Source organism: Streptosporangium sp. NPDC000239 (assembly GCF_040300765.1).
GTDB lineage: Bacteria > Actinomycetota > Actinomycetes > Streptosporangiales > Streptosporangiaceae > Streptosporangium.
In genome coordinates this window covers 171,529-192,284 of sequence record NZ_JBEPEI010000002.1, presented here as the reverse complement: position 1 = coordinate 192,284, position 20,756 = coordinate 171,529, and the positions used below count along the sequence as shown (strand labels likewise).

At 70.6% G+C, this 20,756-nt stretch carries 19 protein-coding genes; 12 read left to right on the top strand and 7 right to left on the bottom strand.

Translation table 11 applies throughout. The annotated features are described in order from the left end of the window. Positions 1–87 precede the first annotated feature (87 nt). Positions 88–747 (bottom strand): endonuclease NucS, encoded by a 660-nt coding sequence (gene nucS, locus ABT340_RS06410; protein ID WP_352009633.1) that lies wholly within the window; start codon positions 745–747, stop codon positions 88–90. Positions 748–1,474: 727 nt separating this feature from the next. On the opposite strand from nucS, the gene ABT340_RS06405 reads away from it, so the two are divergent. The 5 genes from ABT340_RS06405 (at position 1,475) to ABT340_RS06385 (ending at position 6,342) form a co-directional block, all read left to right on the top strand. Next, on the top strand, positions 1,475–2,656 hold the full coding sequence (locus ABT340_RS06405) for an amidohydrolase family protein (RefSeq protein WP_352009632.1): 1,182 nt from the start codon (positions 1,475–1,477) through the stop codon (positions 2,654–2,656). Positions 2,657–2,855: 199 nt separating this feature from the next. Beyond that, positions 2,856–4,373 (top strand): 3-hydroxyacyl-CoA dehydrogenase family protein, encoded by a 1,518-nt coding sequence (locus tag ABT340_RS06400; protein ID WP_352009631.1) that lies wholly within the window; start codon positions 2,856–2,858, stop codon positions 4,371–4,373. Further along, positions 4,370–4,693 (top strand): Rv1322 family protein, encoded by a 324-nt coding sequence (locus ABT340_RS06395; protein WP_352009630.1) that lies wholly within the window; start codon positions 4,370–4,372, stop codon positions 4,691–4,693. The genes ABT340_RS06400 and ABT340_RS06395 overlap by 4 nt, the downstream gene beginning before the upstream one ends. A 77-nt stretch (positions 4,694–4,770) precedes the next feature. Next, complete coding sequence (locus ABT340_RS06390; protein WP_352009629.1) at positions 4,771–5,511, top strand: alpha/beta hydrolase; 741 nt, start codon at positions 4,771–4,773, stop codon at positions 5,509–5,511. A 45-nt stretch (positions 5,512–5,556) separates the two neighbouring features. Then, complete coding sequence (locus ABT340_RS06385; RefSeq protein WP_352010162.1) at positions 5,557–6,342, top strand: alpha/beta fold hydrolase; 786 nt, start codon at positions 5,557–5,559, stop codon at positions 6,340–6,342. Here ABT340_RS06385 and ABT340_RS06380 read toward each other — a convergent pair. The 3 genes from ABT340_RS06380 to mce form a co-directional block, all read right to left on the bottom strand. After that, positions 6,302–7,456 carry an AI-2E family transporter gene (locus tag ABT340_RS06380; protein ID WP_352009628.1) on the bottom strand — a complete coding sequence of 385 codons (1,155 nt, stop codon included), beginning with the start codon at positions 7,454–7,456 and terminating at the stop codon, positions 6,302–6,304. The genes ABT340_RS06385 and ABT340_RS06380 overlap by 41 nt on opposite strands. A gap of 123 nt (positions 7,457–7,579) precedes the next feature. Beyond that, on the bottom strand, positions 7,580–8,860 hold the full coding sequence (locus ABT340_RS06375) for a DivIVA domain-containing protein (protein ID WP_352009627.1): 1,281 nt from the start codon (positions 8,858–8,860) through the stop codon (positions 7,580–7,582). A 201-nt stretch (positions 8,861–9,061) separates the two neighbouring features. After that, positions 9,062–9,484, bottom strand: coding sequence for a methylmalonyl-CoA epimerase (mce, locus tag ABT340_RS06370; protein ID WP_352010161.1), 423 nt, complete (start codon positions 9,482–9,484; stop codon positions 9,062–9,064). Between the two features lie 83 nt (positions 9,485–9,567). Between mce and ABT340_RS06365 the strand changes: the two genes are divergently transcribed. Together ABT340_RS06365 and meaB are read left to right on the top strand one after the other, a co-directional pair. After that, positions 9,568–10,755, top strand: coding sequence for an acetyl-CoA C-acetyltransferase (locus ABT340_RS06365; RefSeq protein ID WP_352009626.1), 1,188 nt, complete (start codon positions 9,568–9,570; stop codon positions 10,753–10,755). Between the two features lie 83 nt (positions 10,756–10,838). Beyond that, complete coding sequence (meaB, locus tag ABT340_RS06360; RefSeq protein ID WP_352010160.1) at positions 10,839–11,762, top strand: methylmalonyl Co-A mutase-associated GTPase MeaB; 924 nt, start codon at positions 10,839–10,841, stop codon at positions 11,760–11,762. A gap of 125 nt (positions 11,763–11,887) precedes the next feature. Here meaB and ABT340_RS06355 read toward each other — a convergent pair whose 3' ends face one another. Continuing rightward, a complete protein-coding gene (locus tag ABT340_RS06355; RefSeq protein WP_352009625.1) occupies positions 11,888–12,565 on the bottom strand; it encodes a DUF4230 domain-containing protein in 678 nt (225 codons plus the stop codon). Positions 12,566–12,717: 152 nt separating this feature from the next. Further along, complete coding sequence (locus tag ABT340_RS06350; protein WP_352009624.1) at positions 12,718–14,232, bottom strand: hypothetical protein; 1,515 nt, start codon at positions 14,230–14,232, stop codon at positions 12,718–12,720. A 328-nt stretch (positions 14,233–14,560) separates the two neighbouring features. Here ABT340_RS06350 and ABT340_RS06345 point away from each other — a divergent pair, with 328 nt between their 5' ends. The 5 genes from ABT340_RS06345 to ABT340_RS06325 all read left to right on the top strand — a co-directional run bounded on the left by ABT340_RS06345 (position 14,561) and on the right by ABT340_RS06325 (position 20,217). Continuing rightward, positions 14,561–15,070, top strand: a complete 510-nt coding sequence (locus ABT340_RS06345) for a MarR family winged helix-turn-helix transcriptional regulator (RefSeq protein WP_352009623.1) — start codon at positions 14,561–14,563, stop codon at positions 15,068–15,070. Positions 15,071–15,192: 122 nt separating this feature from the next. Beyond that, a complete protein-coding gene (icmA, locus tag ABT340_RS06340; RefSeq protein ID WP_352009622.1) occupies positions 15,193–16,860 on the top strand; it encodes a coenzyme B12-dependent isobutyryl-CoA mutase large subunit in 1,668 nt (555 codons plus the stop codon). A 162-nt stretch (positions 16,861–17,022) separates the two neighbouring features. After that, positions 17,023–17,955 (top strand): tetratricopeptide repeat protein, encoded by a 933-nt coding sequence (locus ABT340_RS06335; RefSeq protein WP_352009621.1) that lies wholly within the window; start codon positions 17,023–17,025, stop codon positions 17,953–17,955. Positions 17,956–18,094: 139 nt separating this feature from the next. Further along, positions 18,095–18,724 (top strand): cytidylate kinase-like family protein, encoded by a 630-nt coding sequence (locus ABT340_RS06330; protein WP_352009620.1) that lies wholly within the window; start codon positions 18,095–18,097, stop codon positions 18,722–18,724. Between the two features lie 80 nt (positions 18,725–18,804). After that, the gene (locus ABT340_RS06325) at positions 18,805–20,217 is read left to right on the top strand and encodes an NAD-dependent malic enzyme (protein WP_352010159.1); all 1,413 of its coding nucleotides are present in this window, start codon (positions 18,805–18,807) and stop codon (positions 20,215–20,217) included. Positions 20,218–20,220: 3 nt separating this feature from the next. On the opposite strand, the gene ABT340_RS06320 is transcribed toward ABT340_RS06325, so the two are convergent. Further along, positions 20,221–20,637, bottom strand: a complete 417-nt coding sequence (locus ABT340_RS06320) for a hypothetical protein (protein ID WP_352009619.1) — start codon at positions 20,635–20,637, stop codon at positions 20,221–20,223. Positions 20,638–20,756: the final 119 nt, after the last annotated feature.

Here is a 20,756-nt window from a genome sequence, read left to right as displayed (position 1 = left end):
TCCGCCTCGTACGGCTTCGGCGGCACCCACGACCGGTGGAACGCCGCTGTCCTCCGAACGGAGGACAGCGGCGTCGTGACAGTGGTCTCAGAACAGGGTGTCGGTGCGCTCGATGCCGCGCAGCTCGTCGTAGTCGAGGGTCACGCAGCGGATGCCGCGGTCCTCGGCCAGGGTCCTGGCCTGCGGCACGATGGCCTGGGCGGCCAGGATCCCGCTGACGGGCGCGAGCAGCGGGTCGCGGTTCATCAGCTCCAGATAGCGGGTCAGCTGTTCCACGGCGTCGATGTTCGCCCGGCGCTTGAGCTCGACGGCGACCGAGGCGCCGGTGTGGTCACGGCAGAGGATGTCCACCGGGCCGATCGCCGTCATGTACTCGCGGCGGACCAGTGTCCAGCCCGCGCCCAGCGTGGTGATGTGCTCGGCCAGCAGCTCCTGCAGGTGGGCCTCGACCCCGTCCTTGACCAGGCCGGGGTCGACCCCCAGCTCATGGCTGGAGTCGTGCAGGATCTCCTCCATCGTCAGGACGAGCTTCTCCCCGGTCTTGCCGTGCGTGACCGTCCAGGTGCCCTCCTCCTCACGGAGCTTGCAGGGCGGGTTCATCCAGTTCAGAGGCTTGAACGCCCGGTCGTCCGCATGGATGGAGACCGAACTGTCGGCTTTGATCAGGATGAGCCTGGGCGCCATCGGAAGATGAGCGGTGAGCTTTCCCACGTAATCCACGCTGCACCGCGCGATGACCAGACGCATGGCACCCAAGCCTAGACCCAGCCGCTCGTCGCCGGTTCCGGATCGCCTCATATCCCGCGTCGTCGCGGATATGAGGCGGTCCATAGGGGCTTCACCGCCGACGAAGGCCGGTTCCACGACAGGACGAGGAGGTTCTTCGCCCGGTTCGCTCCGTGACCCGTTTCCGATCCTGCCGTTCCGCCCGCGACCGAGGAACGGCGGGCGGCTCGGAGCAGGTGAGGTGATCGGCGGTGTATCCCTTCCTGGCCGAAGAGCTTTGGCGCCTGTCCCCGTCGTTTTGGCGGTGATCGGAATCGATCAGGTTGCGTTGTGCCCGCTGCCGCCGTCTTTCGCCAAGCCGTGTCGGGACCGGGCTTCCGGTGCGGACACGGTCGATGCCGCATTCGCATCGGTCGGGCGGTGCCCGCGAGGAGGAGAAACGAGAAAGGCCCGAGGCTGATTGTTTCGGTGACCCGGAACAACCCCTGCCCGCCACGCCGTTCAGGCGACGGAATCATATGCCTCACCTGCGCCGACGGTCTTTTCGCCGCCGTTTCTCACCCGCCGGGCTGATCGGTCGTTATCGACTTCGGGCCACGGTGACCTACGATTTCCGATGCCCCCGGGAGATGAATTCACCTGGGACGGATCGTGCCACCGGTGCTTGCGCCACCGAACGCAGTCTTTTCACCGGTGGTAAGGAGTTCCGAAACGGAGAATTATTCATGACCATAATGGGAGTGCGTTCGTGAGAGATTCTCGACTGGCTGTCCGCGGTGCGCGCCTGTTCGACGGAGAGACCGCGCATCCGCGTCCGGTCATGGTCCTGATCGAAGACGGCCGGATCGTTGACGTCGACCTCACCGGCGCTCCCCCGCCGGAAGGGGTGGCGCTGGCGGACCTGGGGGCCGTGACCCTCATGCCGGGACTGGTGGACGCGCACACCCACCTGGCGTTCGACCCGAACGGCAACACCGAACACCAGATGCTTCACGACGATGACGCCACCGTCATGACGCGAATGCGGGAACACGCCGCCCAGGCGTTGCACGCCGGCATCACCACCCTTCGCGACCTCGGCGACCGTGGATATCTCTCGCTACGGTTGCGCGACGAGTACGCCACGGGGGAACCGGGCCCTCAGATCCTCGCGGCCGGCCCTCCCATCACCGGTAACCGTGGACACTGCTGGTACCTCGGCGGAGAGGCCGAAGGGGCGGAGGAACTGGTCGCCGCCGTCACCTCCCGCGCCGAACACGGGACCGACCTCGTCAAGGTCATGGCAACGGGGGGCATGTCCACCAAGGGGACCAACCCCGGGGGATCGCAGTACGGTCTGGCGGATCTGCGGGCGGTCACCCGGACCGCTCACGGGCTGGGACTGCCTGTCACCGCGCACGCGCACGCTGCGGCGGGAATCACCGACGCCGTGGCAGCCGGAGTCGACGGCATCGAACACTGCACGTTCATGACGCGGTCAGGGGTGCGGCTCGACCCTCGGACCGTTGACGCCATGGCCGCGGCCGGCACCTTCGTCGGCTGTACGGTCGTCAAACCCCGTGAGGGGATGCCTCCCGAGGTCCTGGAGACCATCGAGCCCTACTGGGAGAACCAGGCCTACATGCAACGCCATGGCGTGCGCGTCGTCTGCTGCACCGACGCGGGCATCAACCCTCACAAACCTCATGACGTACTTCCCGGCGATCTCGTTTACTTCGCCGCACAGGTCGCCACCAATGTCGAAGCGCTCGCCTCCGTCACCTCCCTCGCCGCCGAGTCCTGCGGCCTCGGGCACCGCAAAGGCCGTGTCGCTCCCGGTTATGACGCCGACCTTCTCGTCGTCGACGGCGATCCCGTCCACCACATCGACGACGTACGCCGGGTCCGCGCGGTCTATCGGGCGGGGAGGCCGGTGGCGCGGGGTCTCTAGACGTCGAGCCTCGATCGCGGGCGACCGCTCTCGCCGCGCGGCGAGAGCGTGGTCCGTCGTCGAGGACGACAGGGCTTCATCCGTTCACCGACTGCTTTGATTTCGCCGGACGGTACCGGGAAGAGGCGTCGGGGTTGCTACCGGTTGGTTATCTGGGTTGGTTTTGGGGGGAGGTGATGGGCTCTGGGAGACTGGCGGCATGACGCGGAGCTTTGAGAAGGTCGGAGTCGTCGGGCTCGGCACGATGGGGGCGGGGATCGCGGAGGTCTTCGCCCGCGCGGGGCTCAGGGTGATCGGTGTCGAGGCCGATCCCGACGCGCTCGGGCGAGGCCGGGACAACCTGGAGAACTCGACCGGACGGGCCCTGGCCAAGGGCAGGCTGAGCGAGGCGGAGCGGGCCGAGATCCTCGGCCGGATCACCCTGACGACCTCGCGGGAGGACCTCGCGGACGCCGACCTCGTCATCGAGGCCATCCCCGAGGTCATGGACTTCAAGCGGGCCCTGTTCACCGACCTGGACCGGATCTGCAAGCCGTCCGCGGTGCTCGCGACCAACACCTCCTCCCTCTCCGTCACCGAGATCGCGGCCACGACCGGCAGGCCGGGACGCGTCGTCGGCATGCACTTCTTCAACCCCGCGCCGGTCATGAGGCTGGTCGAGGTGGTCCACACGGTGGTCACCGAGGACGGCCTGGCCGAGGAGATCGCCGCCCTGGCGCGGCGGCTCGGCAAGACGCCGGTGAGCGTCGGCGACCGCGCCGGATTCGTGGTCAACCGGCTTTTGCTGACCTACCTCAACCACGCCGCCGTCCTGCTGGAGAACGGCCTGGCCACCCGCGACGGCATCGACGCCGCGATGAAACTCGGCGTCGGCGTGCCGATGGGCCCCTTCGCGCTGCTCGACCTGATCGGCCTGGACACCTCCTACGAGGTGATGTGCGTGCTGTTCCAGGAGACACGCGACCGCCGCCACGCCCCCGCGCCGATCCTGCGGGAGCTGGTCACCGCGGGCCTGCTCGGCCGTAAGACGGGAGCGGGCTTCTACGACGGGCAGGCCGTTGCCACCCCTCCGGCGTCGGGCAAGCCCACGGTCAGCTCCGTCGCGGTGCTCGGTGAGGGCGCGCGCGAGTTCGCGGCCAGGCTCGGCGACGCCGGGTTCAGGACGACCGCCCTGGAGACGGTGACGGCGGGCGAGGCGGAGGACGCGCTTGAGGGCGCGGTGGAAACCGCCGACGTGGTCATCGCGCTGTCGCACACCCCCGTGATCGAACTGGCCGCGCGGCTGCCGCACCCCAGGCGCCTGGTCGGCCTGCACCTGGTCGGGGACAGGCTGGCCGAGGTCGCCTCGACCGTGCTCACCTCGCCGGAGGCGACATGCGCCGTCGAGGGACTGACCAAGATCGTCGGCCGGGTCCCGGTGCACTGCAAGGACCGGGCCGAGTTCGTCGTGGACGCCCTGCTGTACCCGTACCTCAACGACGCCGTGCGGATGTACGACTCGGGCTACGCAGGGACCGAGGACATCGACGCGGCCATGCGGCTCGGCTGCGGATACCCGGCGGGGCCGTTCGAGATGATCGACGCGCTGGGCCTGGAAACCGTCCGCGACGGACTGCGCGCCCTCTACGCCGAGTACCGCGACCCGGCCTTCGCCCCCGCGCCGCTGCTCGACCAGCTCGTCACGGCCGGCGTGCGAAGCATTCGCGGCCTGTCATGAGCCCCCGCAGAGCCCGCCGGATCGACCCCTTCGACCGGGGCGACGGACGGGGAAGCCCCGCACGCCCCGTCGGCTCCTCGGTGCCCGGCGTCGACCAGGTCGAGGAGTGGCCGGACGGCGACTGGTTCGTGCGCCGGGTCACCGGCGCGGGCGCGGACAAGGTCTACCGGTGCCCCGGCTGTGACCAGGAACTCAGACCGGGCGTTCCGCACCTGGTGAGCTGGCCCGCCTGGCGGGGCGGAGAGCAGGAACGCAGGCACTGGCACACCGCGTGCTGGCGCAACCGGATACGGCGCGGTCCAGGCCGGAGCCGATACTGAGACCCGGCGCCGAACACCGGGCCGGGTACGGAAAAACGGCGGCACTCCGGCCGCCGGTGAGGAGACACGGAACAGACATGGAGATCAGGTCCTCGACGGTGCTGCCCGCGCGCAGGGAGCCGATCGAGCTGCACACCGGCGACGGGCTGAGGCTCGTCGGAGAGCTGGCCCTTCCCCCGGGAAGGCCGCCGGTCGCGACGCTGGTCTGCCTGCACCCGCTGCCCACGCACGGCGGCATGATGGACAGCCACCTGTACCGCAAGGCCGCCAACCGGCTGCCCGCGCTGGCGGACCTGGCGGTGCTGCGGTTCAACACGCGCGGCACCTCCTCCGAGCGCGGTTCCTCGGAGGGGGTCTTCGGCGACGGCGAGGAGGAGCGCTTCGACGTCGCCGCGGCGCTGGAGTACGCCGAGTTCCACGACCTGCCGAACGTCTGGCTGGTCGGCTGGTCCTTCGGCACCGAGCTGACGCTCAAATGGGGCCGCGACCCGCTGGTGACGGGGGCCGTCCTGCTCTCTCCGCCGCTGCGCCGGGCGACCGACGCCGACCTCGACGCCTGGGCGGCCTTCGGCCGTCCGCTGACGGCGCTGGTCCCCGAGTTCGACGACTACCTGAGGCCGCAGGAGGCCAAGGCCCGCTTCGCGCGGGTGCCGCAGGCCGAGGTCGTCGGGGTCGAGGGCGCGAAACACCTGTGGGTCGGCGAGCCGTACGTGCGGATCGTCCTGAACGAGATCGTACGGCGCGTCAATCCGGCGGCCCATCCGCTGCCCCACGAGGTACCCCACGAGATGCTCGGCGAGGTGCCCGGCGAGGGATAGGGTCCGCGAATCACGGACGGCGGGGCTACGGTGGACAGCGTGCTCATGTACACGCGATCAGCCGGGCAGGGACTCCCGGTCATCCTGCTGCACGCCTTCCCGCTCTCCTCGGCCATGTGGCTGACCCAGCGGGAGGGACTGTCCTCCTCCTGCGAGGTCATCACCCCCGACCTGCGTGGCTTCGGCGGCTCCCCACTCGGTGACCAGGAGCCCTCCGTCGACGTGATGGCCGATGACGTGGCGCGCCTGCTCGACCACCGGAAGATCGACAGGGCCGTCGTCGTCGGCCAGTCCATGGGCGGCTACGTGACGATGGCCATGTGCAGGCGCCACCCCGATCGGCTGCTCGGAGTGGTGCTCGCCGACACCAAGGCGAGCGCCGACACCGAGGAGGCCAGGGCGTACCGCGAACGCGTCGCCACGACCGTGCTCGCGGAGGGCTCCTCCTTCCTGGCCGGGGAGATCATGCCCGCGATGGTCGGCAGGACGACCGCGCGCAGCAGGGCGATGGTCTTCGGCCGGGTGCGCGCCCTGATCGAGTCGGCCCCGCCGGGGGCGGTCGCCTGGGCGCAACGGGCCATGGCGGGCCGTCCCGACTCCTTCGACACCCTGCGCGGGCTCACGGTCCCCGCCCTGGTGATCGTGGGGGAGGAGGACGAGACCACCCCGGTCGCCGAAGCGCGGGCGATGGTCGAGGCCGTACCCGACGGGCGGCTGGCCGTGATCGAGCGGGCCGGGCACCTGAGCGCGCTCGAACAGCCAGAGGCGTTCAACGGCGCCGTGGCCGCCTTCACAGCCGGGCTTGCCGGGGAAGCACGACCTCACGGATGATCAACGCGATCGCCGCGGCCACCGGGATGGCCAGCAGCGCCCCGACGATGCCCATCAGCGCGCCGCCGAACAACGCGGCGATCACGGTGACCGCGGGGGCCACGTCGACCGAGCGCTTCATGACGCGCGGATAGATCAGATAGTTCTCGATCTGCTGGTAGATCAGGAAGAAGACCCCGCAGGCCACGCCGAGCGTCCAGGACTGCAGCAGCGCGACCAGCGTCACCAGCACGGCGCCGATCGTCGCCCCGACCAGCGGGATCAGGTCCGCGACCGCCACGACCAGGGCGAGGGCCAGCGCGTAGGGCATGTTCAGCACCGCGAGGAACACCCAGGTGGTCACCCCGGCGATCACCGAGATCAGCAGGTTCCCGGCCACGTAACCGCCGATGCCGTCGAGGATCTCGTCGCCCAGCGCCCTGGTCCGCTCCCTGCGGCTGCTCGGCACGAGCCGGAAGAGGTAGTCCTTGATCGAGGGCAGCGAGCCGAGGAAGTACAGCGTCAGCACCAGCAGCGTGAAGCCGGAGAAGAACGTGTCGAACACCACGGCGCCGGCACCGACCAGGCCGCCGGCCACGGCCTGGGCCAGGCCGCCGTTGGTGACGTAGTCGCCGATCCTGGTGAGGATCTGGTAGTCGCTGTCCAGTGCCCTCAGCGTGGGGTTGGCCAGCAGCTCCCTGACGTAGCCGGGCACCGCGCTGACGAAGGAGGCCGCCTCCCGGCTCACCGGCGGGACGATCGCCAGACCGAACAGCACGAAGAACAGGATCACCCCGCCGAAGACGATCGAGATCGCCCCCCGGCGGGGCATTCTGCGCCGCTGTAACGCCTCGACCGCCGGGTTGAGCCCGACGGCGAGGAACATCGCCACGACGACCAGTACGATCACGCTGCGCGCCGTGATCAGCGCCTGGGCCAGCGCCCAGGCCGTCAGTATCCCCAGGCCCCCGGTCAGCCCGATCAGGAACGGGTTCCTCGTCAGCGGTTTGCCCGGCTTGCCGTACGGCTCGGCGAACTCGGGCCTGGCCTTCGGCACGGCGGGCCGGGCGGCGTCGGCCGCCTGGGGCGGTTGAGGCGCCGGAGACGCCTGGGGCGGCTGGGACGCTTCGGACACTGGTGCTCCTGGCGGTGGGGGAACGGCGGGGAACGTGACAAGAGAGCCTAGCGACCCTCAGGGTCGCCAGGCTCTCTCGTAGCCGTCATGTGTAGCCGTCGTGACGCCTCGCCAGGCGGGGGACTACTCCTGCCACCACTCCGCGTCGTCGTCCTTGGCGGGCGACTTCGCGGCGGGCGCGAGCGGCTTCTCGCTGCCGTTGGAGGCCGGGATGGCCGGCTTGGGCGGCGCCGCGGCGATCGCGGGCTCGGGGTCGGCCGCGGGCAGCGGCGCGCCGCCGAGCAGCTGGCGCAGCTGCGCGAGGTGGCTGGTGATGCTGTCGCGCTGGCGGGTCAGCTCGTCGACCTGGCGCTGGGCGACCGTACGGCTGCGCTCGGCCTCGGACTTGGCCTCGGAGACGATCGACTCGGCGCTGGACTTGGCGTCCGCCACGAGCTGGTCGGCGTTCTTGCGGGCGTTGGCGAGCAGCTGCTTGGCGTGGGTGTCGGCCTCGCGGCGGGTCTGCTCGGCCTGCTGGGTCGCCTTGGTCGCGCGCTGCTCGGCGGTCGCCGCGCGCTGCTCGGCCTCGGAGACCAGCTTCTGGGTGTTGGCCTGCGCGGTGGCGTGGCGCTCGGCCTCCTGGCGCTCGGCCTCCTCGCGGCGGGAGGCGAGCTGGATCTCGAACTCGGCCTCGTCCTGGGCGCGCTTGGCCTCGGACTCCTCAAGGACCCGCTGGGCCTGGGCGCGCATCTCGTCGGCCTGGCGCTTGGCGGTGGTCAGGATCTCGTCGCGCTCGCGCTTGGTCGAGGCGCGCAGCTGGGCGACCTCGCGCTCGGTGGTGGTGCGCAGCTTGGCGATCTCACGCTCGGCGTCCGCGCGCTTCTCCGCGACCTCGTGGTCGGCGGTCGCCCTGAGCTTGGCGACCTCGCGCTCGGTGGTGGCGGTCAGCTCGTCGGCCTCACGGCGAGCGGTCGAACGGATCTCGTCGGCGTCCCGCTCGGCGGTGGTGCGCATGTCGTCGGCCTCGCGGGTGGCGAGGGCGCGCTTCTCCGCCGCCTCGTTCTCCGCGGCGGCACGCAGGTCCGCGGCCTCGACCTTGGACGCGGCCTTGATCTCGTTCGCCTCTGAACGAGCGGCCTGGACCAACTCGGTGGCCTGCTCCTCGGCCAGACGCAGCAGCTGTTCGATACGGGCGCCCAGCCCCGAGTAGGTCGGACGCTCCTGCTCCTGAAGCTGACGCTGGGAGTCGGCGAGTTCTCGTTGCAGGCCCTGGAGCTGTTCCCTGGTCTGGCGCAGTTCGTTGTCGACTTGCTTCAGATGGTCGTGGACCTGGTGCCGGTCATAGCCTCGGAGCACCACGTCGAATTCCCGAGCGGGGGCGTCTTCGAAGAAATTGTTGAGCTGGGCGTCGATGTCGGACTGCATGGAGGCTCGATCCTGGGTTGTCGAGGCGGCTACACGGGCCGGACGGGGGATTGGTCGGACATCCGAGGCGGAGCCGTGGCGGGGATCCACACGTCCGGTGGTAGGCCAGCGTACTCTGGAGTCGCCGAGTTGTCGGTCTCCTCTGGCTTTCTGCGCGACTTGTTACGTACGAACGTTTCTTACATTTGACATGGTGCGCCTTTAGTGCTTTGGCGCCTGAACGAGTTCGGTGAGCATTCCGCCGACATCCTTGGGATGCAGGAAAGCGATGGAGGAACCCATCGTGCCGTGCCGGGGAGCCTCGTCGAGAAGCCTGACGCCCCGGTCGCCGATCTCCCGCATCGCCTCGGCGACGTCCGGGACCCCGAAGGCCACGTGATGGACCCCCTCACCCCGCTTGGCGAGGAACTTCCCGACGGGTGTGTCGGGGCCGAGCGGTTCGAGGAGCTGGATGTACGACCCGCCCCCGTTGCCGTCGGCGATGTGCAGCATCGCCTCCTTGACGCCCTGCTCCTCGTTGACCTCGCGGGCGACCACGGTCAGCTCGAAGGTCCGCTCGAAGAATGCGATCTTCTCCTCAAGGTCGTGGCAGGCGATTCCCACATGATCGATCCGCATGAACATATGTCCAACCTCCATGGCGGCTACTCGGGTACCCATGGGTATGGTGGCAAAGTCGTCCCAAGCCCCGCCAGGGAGGCCCTGCTATGTCTGGTTCCGTCATCGTCGCCGGAGCTCGTACCCCCATCGGGCGGCTGCTCGGCTCGCTGTCCGGTCTTTCGGCCGTCGAGCTCGGCGGCATCGCCATCAAGGCCGCGTTGGAGCGTTCAGGCGTCGCTCCCGAGGCCGTGCAGTACGTGATCATGGGCCAGGTCCTGCAGGCCGGAGCGGGGCAGATCCCCGCCCGTCAGGCCGCCGTCAAGGCCGGAATCCCGATGACCGTGCCGTCGCTGACGATCAACAAGGTCTGCCTGTCCGGCCTCGACGCCATCGCCCTCGCCGACCAGCTCATCAGGGCGGGCGAGTTCGACGTCGTGGTCGCAGGCGGCATGGAGTCCATGTCGAACGCCCCCCACCTGCTGCCCGGCCTGCGCAGAGGGGTGAAGTACGGCGAGGCGGGCATCGTGGACTCGATGGCGCACGACGGCCTCACCGACGCCTACGACCAGGTGTCCATGGGCGAGTCGACCGAGCGGCACAACGAGCGCCTCGGCCTGACCCGTGAGGAGCAGGACGCCTTCTCCGCCCGTTCGCACGAGCTGGCCGCCGCGGCGATCAAGAACGGTGTGCTCGACGACGAGATCGTCCCGGTGACGATCCCGCAGCGCAAGGGCGAGCCGGTGGTCTTCGCCGCAGACGAGGGCGTGCGCGCCGACACCACCGTCGAGGCCCTGGCCCGGTTGCGCCCCGCCTTCGGCAGGAACGGCACGATCACCGCGGGTTCCGCCTCGCAGATCTCCGACGGCGCCTGCGCGGTCGTCGTGATGTCCAAGGCCAAGGCCGAGGAACTCGGGCTCGAATGGCTGGCCGAGATCGGCGCGCACGGCAACGTCGCCGGTCCGGACAACTCCCTGCAGTCCCAGCCGGCCAACGCCATCAGGCACGCCCTGGACAAGCAGGGGCTCTCCGTCGACGATCTCGACCTGCTGGAGATCAACGAGGCCTTCGCCCAGGTCGTCCTGCAGTCGGCCAAGGAGCTCGGCGTCCCGCTCGACAAGATCAACGTCAACGGCGGCGGCATCGCCGTCGGTCACCCGATCGGGGCGTCGGGAGCCCGCATCGTGCTGGCCCTCGCCCACGAGCTCAGGCGCCGTGGCGGTGGCCTCGGCGCGGCGGGACTGTGCGGCGGCGGTGGCCAGGGTGACGCCCTGATCATCCGGGTCCCCTCGGCGTGACGGTGCGAGACCCGGGACCGGTGACCCGCGAGCGGCCCGCGGCCACGGGGAACGGGCACCTCCCGCAGGCCGACGTCTCCGATCTGGTCGCGCGGGCACGGGCCGGGCAGCCTCGCGCGGTCGCCAGGTTGATCTCCCTGGTGGAGAACGGCTCGCCCCTGCTCAGAGAGATCATGGCCAGGCTCTGCGCGGAGCGTCCGGTCAGGGCCAGGATCATCGGGCTGACCGGTTCTCCCGGCGTGGGCAAGTCGACCTCGACCGGGATGCTGGTGCGGGCCTTCCGCGAGCAGGGCAGAAGGGTCGGCGTGCTCGCCGTCGACCCGTCCTCGCCGTTCACCGGCGGCGCCCTGCTCGGCGACCGGGTGCGGATGCAGGACCACGCGACCGACCCCGAGGTGTTCATCCGCTCGATGGCGAGCCGGGGGCATCTGGGCGGTCTGTCATGGGCGACCCCCCAGGCGTTGCGCGTCCTGGAGGCCGCCGGGTGCGAGGTCATCCTGGTCGAGACCGTCGGGGTCGGCCAGGCGGAGGTGGACATCGCCTCGCTGGCCGACACCACCATCGTGCTGCTCGCCCCGGGCATGGGGGACGGCGTGCAGGCGGCCAAGGCGGGCATCCTGGAGATCGCCGACGTGTTCGTGGTCAACAAGGCCGACCGTGACGGCGCTCAGGCGGCCATCAGGGAACTGCGCAACATGATCGCCCTGGTCGCACGGGACTGGAAGCCGCCGATCGTGCCGACCGTCGCCTACCGGGGCGAAGGGGCGCAGGACGTGGTCGACGCCCTCGACGCGCACTGGGCCCACCTTGAGGAGTCGGGCGAGCTCGGGCGCAGACGTCAGGCCAGGGCCAGGGACGAGATCGAGGCGATCGCGCTGGCCACCCTCCGCTCACGCTTCGCGCACCTGCACGGCGACCGGCGTCTGGACGCGCTGGCCCGCCGGGTGCTCGACGAGGGACTCGACCCCTACCGCGCGGCCGACGAACTGCTGGCCGCCATCGACTGAGCGCCATCGACTGAGCGGTATCGACCGACCGGCACCGGCCGGTCGAAGGCCCTGACCGGAACACCGATCAGGGCCGGGCCGTTCGGAGCCGGGCGGCTCAGGGCTGGGAGGCTCAGAGCCGGGTGTCAGGGCTGGGCGGCGAAGTCGACGGTGACCTTCTCGAAGCCGAGCCCGCCGAGCATGCCCTGAAGCATGATCTTGGTGTTCTGGTCGGCGCGGGTGCGCAGGTCACTGGCCTGCGCCGCATCCGCGATCTTCTTCTCGGCCAGCACGTAGAGCTCCTGCTGGTCGCCGGGGGAGGAGGACAGGAAGTCCTCGACCCGGTCGAAGAGACCGCGCTCCTGGGCGTAGACGTAGGAGCGCCTGTTGTCGAGGTTGGGCTTCTCCAGCTGGGCGTGCGGCAGCCGTACCGTGACCTGCCTGCGGTCGGGGGAGACGGTCAGCGCGCCCGAGGCCAGGCCGCCGAAGTCGACGTAGGCGTCCACCCCGCCCGCGCCGACGAAGAGGGTACGGCTGCCCTTGATGGCGTCGGGCAGGAAGGGGGCGTCCTTCTCCAGGTCCACGACGACCTGGAAGTTGCCGGTGGCCGCCTCGAAACGGCTGAGGTTGTGGATGGATTCGAGCAGCGCGGGCTGACTGCGGTCGACGGTGTTCTCGCCGAACGGGTTCAGCCACGACCAGGCCAGACGGGCGCCCACGACGAGCAGGACGACGGTGACGAGCAGCCCGGCGAGCAGGCGCGCGCCCCTGCGCGGGGGCGGCGCGGACGCCGGTTGCGGCGGCGCTTCCAAGGGGGCGTTCACGGCGGTCTCCTTCCCTCGGTGGCCGCGTTCTCACGCGGGCGGCCGGAGGAGGGGCCGTCTTCCCGCGTGGAACGACTCATCCGGATCGGCGCTCTCATATCGGGCGGTCCCGGACGGACCACGCTCCCGTGCCGAAGCCTATGCCGATCATGTCATTCGTGGTGGGCCGGACGCGCCTGTCTCGTTCCCCCGTCCGCGCCCCGGGCGGCACACTCCTCGTGACGGCTCATGCCGTTCTCCTGCCCGACCTGCCGCCGGGGAGCCGTCATCCGTCCCGAGTGTCCGGCGCGCCGTACCCGGCCCGGCTGCTCCGGGGCGGCGAGCTGCTCCCGTGGGACGAGCGGCGAGGCCTCGCCGTCCTGGACCGGCTGGGCCGGCTGGAAGGGGCGGAACGGCTGGGCGGGCCGGGCGGTCTGGAACGGCTGCGCCGCCTGTACGGCCTGCCCGCCGAAGAGGTCGCCGCGCAGCCTGCAGGCCGCGAAGTCGGCGTAGTTCAGCCGCAGCCACTCGCGCCGCTGGGCCTCGGTGAGCCCGGAGAACCAGGCGGCGGCGTACTGGTGCTCGGGCAGCGGCCCGCCGGGCAGCGGCTTTCCGCGCAGCCAGGCGATCACGATGTCGCGGTATCCGGCCGCCGGGCTGCCGTCGCACTGCCGGGCCAGGCCCTCGACGAACTCGTCGGCCGCCGCGTCGGCGAACCCGGTCGACAGGTCGTCCACGTGGATCGGGATGGCGCCGGAGGCGGGGGCCGCGGCGTCGCTGCGGGGCCGCTGCTCAAGCCGGGAGAACTCCCCGGGCGTTCCCGCGAGACGGGAGGCGATCTTGACGAACGCGGAGCCGAGTTCGGGCAGCCCCGTGCGCATCCCCGGGTGCACGCAGACCGTGATCGGCCACTCCTGGCAGCTGTAGACCACCCGCTGGGCCGAGACGGTCGCGGGCTGGCTGAGCAGCCTGGCCATCCCCGTGCCCGCGGCGAGCACCGCGAGCAGCGCCCCGGCCAGCGCCAGCGCCTGACGTGTCACCAGTGCCGCCCAGCCGAGCAGCAACGCCGTACTGACGCCGAGCAGCCACAGCGACTGGTCGGTGAAGGCCGTCGAGCTCAGCCCGCGGAACACGTCGTACGGCTCCCGCGTGGCGGGGGTGAGGCGGTCGGTCCAGGTCTGCCCCCTGGCCAGCCAGGTGAACAGGCCGTAGCAGCCGAGCCCGGCGAACACCGGGGTGATCGTCCAGGGCAGCAGCCACCCGGTCACCCATCCGAGCGCGACGTACAGCGTCAGGCCCGCGACCCCCATCACCAGCCCGCTGGGCAGCAGCAGCCCCGCCTGCTCGGTGAGCACGGTCCTGACCGCCATGATCAACGCGGTCGCGGTGAAGGGCGCGGCCACCACCACCGCGATGGCCAGTGGCGCGCGCACGGCCTGCCACGCGCTCTGCGGGCGCCGCCTGGCCCCGCGCCGCCTGCGCACCGCGACCCAGGCGGCGAAGGCGGCGGCCACGGGCCCGGTGAGCCGCAGCGAGCCGATCACCGCGGCGATGACGTTCTCCCACGCGCTGACGCCGGGTATGAGGACGCTCCACGCCGCGACCACGCCGAGCACGAGCAGGACGGCGACAGCCACCAACGCGCTCTGCTGGAGTTCCTCGCGTGAAACGCCCCTGTGCTCACGCACCGCCGTGCGTGGAAGCGGTCCACGCCGTGCCGTCCGTGCTCGGACACGTGCCATAGGTCATACGGCGTACAAGCGCCGTCGAGTCGTCGTTCATCAAGCACCCCCCGTGCTGTGAATGTTCGATGACCGTTCCCCTCGGCCACCGGTCCGGTCGGCGTCCCCCGCAGATCCGGACTGAGCGTGCGCGACCATTTGGCCGCGCCCTCACCATTCGATGTGGGAACCATAACCGAGCGTGACGTTTGACGTCCGGGTTCTTGGCGAAGCCATCGGTTCAGCGCCCTGTGGGCACGGGCGGACGGGGACGAGGCCGCGCTAACGTAACCCTGTGGCTACAGGTCAGCTGAATCTGCCGTTCGACCCCATCGAGCGTGCCGCGGAGACGTGGCGCGTTCATTTCGGACAGTCCTCGGCCATGGCCGCCGTCACGTCGATCATGAGAGCGCACCAGATCCTGCTGGCGCAACTGGACACGCTGCTCAAACCGTATGACTTGACCTTCGCTCGATACGAGGCGTTGGTGCTGCTGACCTTCAGCAAGTCCGGCGCGCTGCCGCTGTCGCGCATCGGCGAGCGGCTGATGGTCCACCCGACGAGTGTCACGAACACCGTCGACCGCCTCGAACGCGCCGGGCTGGTCCGCCGCATGCGCAACCCCCGCGACGGCCGCGGGGTGCTGGCCGAGATCACCACCCGGGGCCGGGAGGTCGTGAGCGAGGCGACGGACGACCTGATGGCGGCCGGTTTCGGCATGACCATGTACGGCGAGGCGGAGCTCGGCCAGATGTTCGGCCTGCTCAGGACCATCAGGGTGGCCGCGGGGGACTTCGAGGGCTGATCGCGGGGCCGGTCGCTTTCTCGTATGCTGGCCAAAAATTAGTAGGACGTCCTAGTATCTTTTCGAGGCCACAAGCCGTCACGAGAAGCCGAGCCGTACAAGGGCGTTAGAGGGAGTTGGCCATGGACGCCGAGGAGATCGAGGCTGGCAGGGCGCGCTGGCAGGCGCGTTTCGACAAGGCAGCCAAGCGTGATTCCGAGTTCCGGACGCTCTCCGGCCTCGACGTCGCGCCCGTATACGGGCCCAAGGAGGACGATCCGCGCTTCGAACGGATCGGCTGGCCGGGGGAGTACCCCTTCACCCGAGGCCTGCACCCCACCGGCTACCGGGGCAAGGCGTGGACCATCCGGCAGTTCGCCGGGTTCGGCAACGCCAAGCAGACCAACGAGCGCTACAAGATGATCCTCGGCGCGGGCGGCGGCGGGCTGAGCGTCGCCTTCGACATGCCGACGCTGATGGGCCGCGACTCCGACGACCCCCGCTCGCTCGGGGAGGTCGGCCACTGCGGCGTCGCCATCGACTCCGCGCTGGACATGGACCTGCTCTTCGACGGCATCCCGCTCGGCGACATCACCACCTCGATGACGATCAGCGGTCCCGCCGTGCCGATCTTCTGCATGTACGTCGTCGCGGCGGAACGCCAGGGGGTGCCGGTCGGCAGGCTCAACGGGACGCTGCAGACCGACATCTTCAAGGAGTACATCGCCCAGAAGGAGTGGCTGTTCGCCCCCGAGCCGCACCTGCGGCTGATCGGCGACCTGATGGAGTTCTGCGCCACGAACATCCCGGCCTACAAGCCGCTCAGCGTGTCCGGTTACCACATCCGCGAGGCCGGGGCGACGGCGGCGCAGGAGCTGGCCTTCACCCTGGCCGACGGGTTCGGCTACGTCGAACTCGGCCTGTCCAGGGGGCTGGACGTGGACGTCTTCGCGCCGGGCCTGTCGTTCTTCTTCGACGCGCACATCGACTTCTTCGAGGAGATCGCCAAGTTCAGGGCCGCCAGGCGGATCTGGGCGCGGTGGCTGCGCGACGTCTACGGGGCCAAGACCGACAAGGCCCAGTGGCTGCGCTTCCACACCCAGACGGCCGGTGTCTCCCTGACGGCGCAGCAGCCGTACAACAACGTGGTGCGCACCGCGATCGAGGCGCTCGCCGCGGTGCTCGGCGGCACCAACTCGCTGCACACCAACGCCCTCGACGAGGTCCTGGCGCTGCCCTCGCAGAAGGCCGCCGAGATCGCGCTGCGCACCCAGCAGGTGATCATGGAGGAGACCGAGGTCGTCAACGTGGCCGACCCGCTCGGCGGCTCCTGGTACGTGGAGGCGCTGACCGACAGGATCGAGGCCGAGGCGGAGGCGATCTTCGCCAAGGTCCGGGACATGGGCTCCGACGGGTCGATGACGTCCGGCATCCTGCGCGGCATCGAGGACGGCTGGTTCATGTCCGAGATCGCCGAGGCGGCCTTCGACTACCAGCGCAAGCTGGAGAAGGGCGAGAAGCGGATCGTCGGCGTCAACTGCCACACCGCCTCCATCGACGAGCCGCTGGAGATCCTCAGGATCAGCCACGAGGTCGAGCGCGAGCAGAACCGCGTCCTCGCCGAGCGCAGGACGGCCCGCGACGGGCAGGCCGTCGAGCGGGCGCTCGCCACGATGGTCGAGGTGGCCAGGGGAGAGGGCAACCTGATCCCGTCCATGCTCGACGCGGTCCGCGCCGAGGCCACCCTCGGCGAGATCTGCGACGCGCTGCGCGAGGTGTGGGGCGTCTACACCGAGCCCGCGCGCTTCTAGCAGGATCCCGAAGACCCGAGGGCCGGGCGAGACAGCCCACCTGCCTCCCTACGGCGCGGGGGGTCCGGTGGGCGCGTCCGCCCGGCCCCGGCCTGTCCTCCGGAAGGCGTCCCGGCGTGGTGCCGAGTCGGCGCAGCCGCCCGGATGCGGCAGGATTGGAGTATGAGCCCAGCGGACTTCAAACGAGCAGGATCGCTCTACGGTGCCGTCGATCTCGGCGCGCGCAAGCAGGCGCTCGACGCGCAGGCGCGCCGGGAGGCCACCGCCCAGGAGACCGGCGGAGTACCGGCTCCGGTCGTCGACGTGGACGACACCAACTTCACGCAGGAGGTCGTCGAACGCTCCATGAACAGCCTCGTGCTGCTGGAGCTCACGGTGACCAGGGCGGAACAGGCCAGGGAGTACAGCCTGCTGCTGGAGAAACTGGCCGCGGAGAACGCGGGCCGGTGGACCCTGGCCAGAGTGGACGTCGAGGTCAGCCCGCAGATCGCCCAGGCACTGCGGGTGCAGAACGTGCCGGCGCTCTACGCCCTCTTCCAGGGCCAGCCGGTCGCCGTCGTCCCGGGCATCGCGACGGAGGCGCAGCTGCGCGACTGGCTCTCGCAGCTCCTTGAGGCCCTCGCGCAGTATCTCCCCCCGGTCCCCGAGGGCGGGCAGGCGCAGGAGCAGCCCGCCGAGCCTCCCACCGACCCGGACGTTCTCGCCGCCGAGCAGGCCATCGACGCCGGTGACCTCGACGCCGCGGTCGCCGCCTACGAGCGGCTGCTGGCGCGCTCCCCGAACAACGAGGACGCCAAGATCGGCCTGGCGGGTCTCGGCCTGATCCGGCGTACCCAGGACGTCGACCCCGCCGAGGTGCAGGGCCGCCTGTCCGACCCCGCCGACCTCGACGCCCAGCTCCTGGCCGCCGACTTCGAGATGCTCTCCGGCGACGTGGACCAGGCCTTCGAACGGCTCGTCGCGGTCGTGCGGCGCACCTCGGGCGACGACCGAGACCGGGTCAGGACCCGCCTGCTCAGCCTGTTCGAGACCCTTCCCGCGGACGACCCCTCCGTGGGCAAGGCCCGCAGGAACCTGGCCAGCGCCCTGTTCTGACCCGTCCGAGGCCTCCCGGGCGCCGCGTGTGTGTCCGCCACCCGCGCCGGGAGGGCCGGGACGCCCCGGATAAGGGTCCGCCCGTAAAAGCGCCGGCCCACGGGTATGGACGCCCCCGGTTTCCGGGCATGAACAGGTCATGCGGGTCGTCACCATCTCCGCGACGTACGGCACCGCCGGAAGCGTTATCGGACCGGCGGTCGCCGGGCGTCTCGGAGTCCCCTTCCTCGACCGGGCGATCCCCGGCACGGTCGCCGTCGAGCTCGGCTGCAGCCTGGAGGACGTCCTGGCGCACGACGACCGGGCCGAGCACGGGCTGGCCCGGCTGCTGGCCGGGGCGATGCGGCTGCCCGCGGCGAGCTTCGGCGGCATCGACATGTACATCCCCGGCGTCATGCCGCTGCCCGCCGAGGACTTCGTCGCCCACACCGAACGGGTGATCAGACAGATCGCCGGGGAGCAGGGCGGGGTGTTCCTCGGCAGGGCGGGCGCGCTCGTGCTGGCCGACCACCCCGGCGCCCTGCACGTACGGCTGGACGCGCCGCTGACCCGCAGGGTCGTCCAGACGGCGACCCTGAGCGGGGTGACCGAGCGTCAGGCGCGCCGGATCATCGAGGACAACGACCGGGCGCGGGCCGCCTACGTCCGTCACTTCTACCGCGCGGACGCGGCCTGCCCGACCCTCTACCACCTCGTGCTGGACAGCACGAGCATCCCGGTCGACACGTGCGTGGAGCTGATTGTGACCGCATCGACAGCTCTGAGCTGAGCGACCCGGTACGGACACCGGTCCGTTGGTGGCACGATGGAGGGACTCCAACCAGTCCTGTCGCGAAGGAGCGAATGACTGTGGCGACCGTGCCGAGCGTGTCCTACTCCATCACCGTGCGCCTTGAGGTGCCCGCAGGGGGCAAGGCCGTCAGCCAGCTCACCCACGCCGTAGAGTCAGCCGGAGGGGTGGTCACCGCACTCGACGTCACCACCGCCGGGCACGAGACCCTGCGCATCGACGTCACCTGCGCCGCACGTGACACCGACCACGCCCAGGCCATCGTCGACAAGCTGGACGCCGTGGAGGGAGTCGTCCTCCACAAGGTCTCCGACCGGACCTTCCTCATGCACCTCGGCGGCAAGATCGAGATGCGCTCCAAGGTGCCGCTGCGCAACCGTGACGAGCTGTCCATGGCCTACACGCCCGGCGTCGCCCGGGTCTCCATGGCCATCGCGCGCAACCCGGAGGACGCCAGGCGGCTGACCATCAAGCGGAACACCGTCGCCGTGGTCACCGACGGCTCCGCGGTGCTCGGTCTGGGCAACATCGGCCCCGCCGCCGCGCTGCCCGTCATGGAGGGCAAGGCCGCTCTCTTCAAGCGCTTCGCCGACATCGACGCCTGGCCGATCTGTCTCGACACCCAGGACGTCGACGAGATCGTCCGCACCGTCCAGGTCATCGCCCCCGGCTTCGGCGGCATCAACCTGGAGGACATCTCCGCGCCGCGCTGCTTCGAGGTCGAGCGGCGGCTGCGGGAGCTGCTGGACATCCCGGTCTTCCACGACGACCAGCACGGCACCGCGATCTGCGTGCTGGCCGCGCTCACCAACGCGCTGCGCGTGGTCGGCAAGGAGCTCGGCGAGGTCCGCATCACGCTGGCCGGCGCCGGGGCGGCCGGTACGGCGGTGCTGCGCCTGCTGCTGGCGGCCGGTGCCCGCAACGTGGTCGTCTGCGACTACCTGGGCGCGGTGCACAGCGGCAGGGAGGACCTCGACGACTCGCTGCGCTGGATCGCCGAGCACACCAACGCCGAGGGCTACGCCGGTGACCTGCGGGGCGCGATCAAGGGGGCCGACGTGTTCGTCGGCGTCTCCGCCCCCGGCATCCTCACCGGCGACGACATCGCGACGATGGCCGACGGAGCGGTGGTCTTCGCGCTGGCCAACCCCGAGCCCGAGGTCTCGCCCGACGACGCCCGCGAGCACGCGGCCGTGGTCGCCACCGGTCGTTCGGACTACCCGAACCAGATCAACAACGTGCTGGCCTTCCCCGGTGTCTTCCGCGGTCTGCTCGACGCGCAGGCCAGCGTGGTGAGCCAGGAGATGCTGCTGGCGGCGGCTCGGGCGCTGGCGGCCGTGGTCACCGCCGAGGAGCTCGGCCCCAACTACATCATTCCCAGCGTGTTCCACGCCGACGTCGCGGGCGCCGTCGCCGCCGCCGTGCGCGAGTCGGCGGGTGGCAGGGCGCGCACCGGCATGACCGAGGCGTAGCACTCAGAGCCTGCGCCCGGGACGGCGGCGGCCGTCCGGCGGGTGTCCGGGGCCGATCGGCTGTGACGGGGTACGGCGTGGCCACAGCACGCCGTACCACCACAGCGCACCGCCGGTGAGCGTCACGCCTGCGGCGGTCGCGGCCCAGGAGGGCAGCCCGGCGGCGGGTTCGACTCCGGCGAGCGGGCCCGTCTCCCAGGGACGCGGCGCACCGAGAACGGACAGGGACCGCGAGGTCCTGCGCCCCGGTCGTGCCCTCTGGTGTCCGGCGCTCGGCGCCCTGACGCCGTGTCCCGTGAGGGGCGCCCCCGTCCGGTGCGGCTCGCCGGTGCCTTGTGTGGGGAGGGTGCCCGCGACGAAGAGGAAGACCAGCGCGAAGAACGCCACGGGGGTGATCGTCGCCTCGCCATCCTGTCGCATTTCTCCCCCATTTATTGGTGTATGTACTGAGGGTTCCCGTTTAGCTGCTTTGCGTAACGCAGGGTGATATCTGGAAGATCTGGAGTGGGGGTAGCGCAGCGAGATCCGCCTTTGACCCT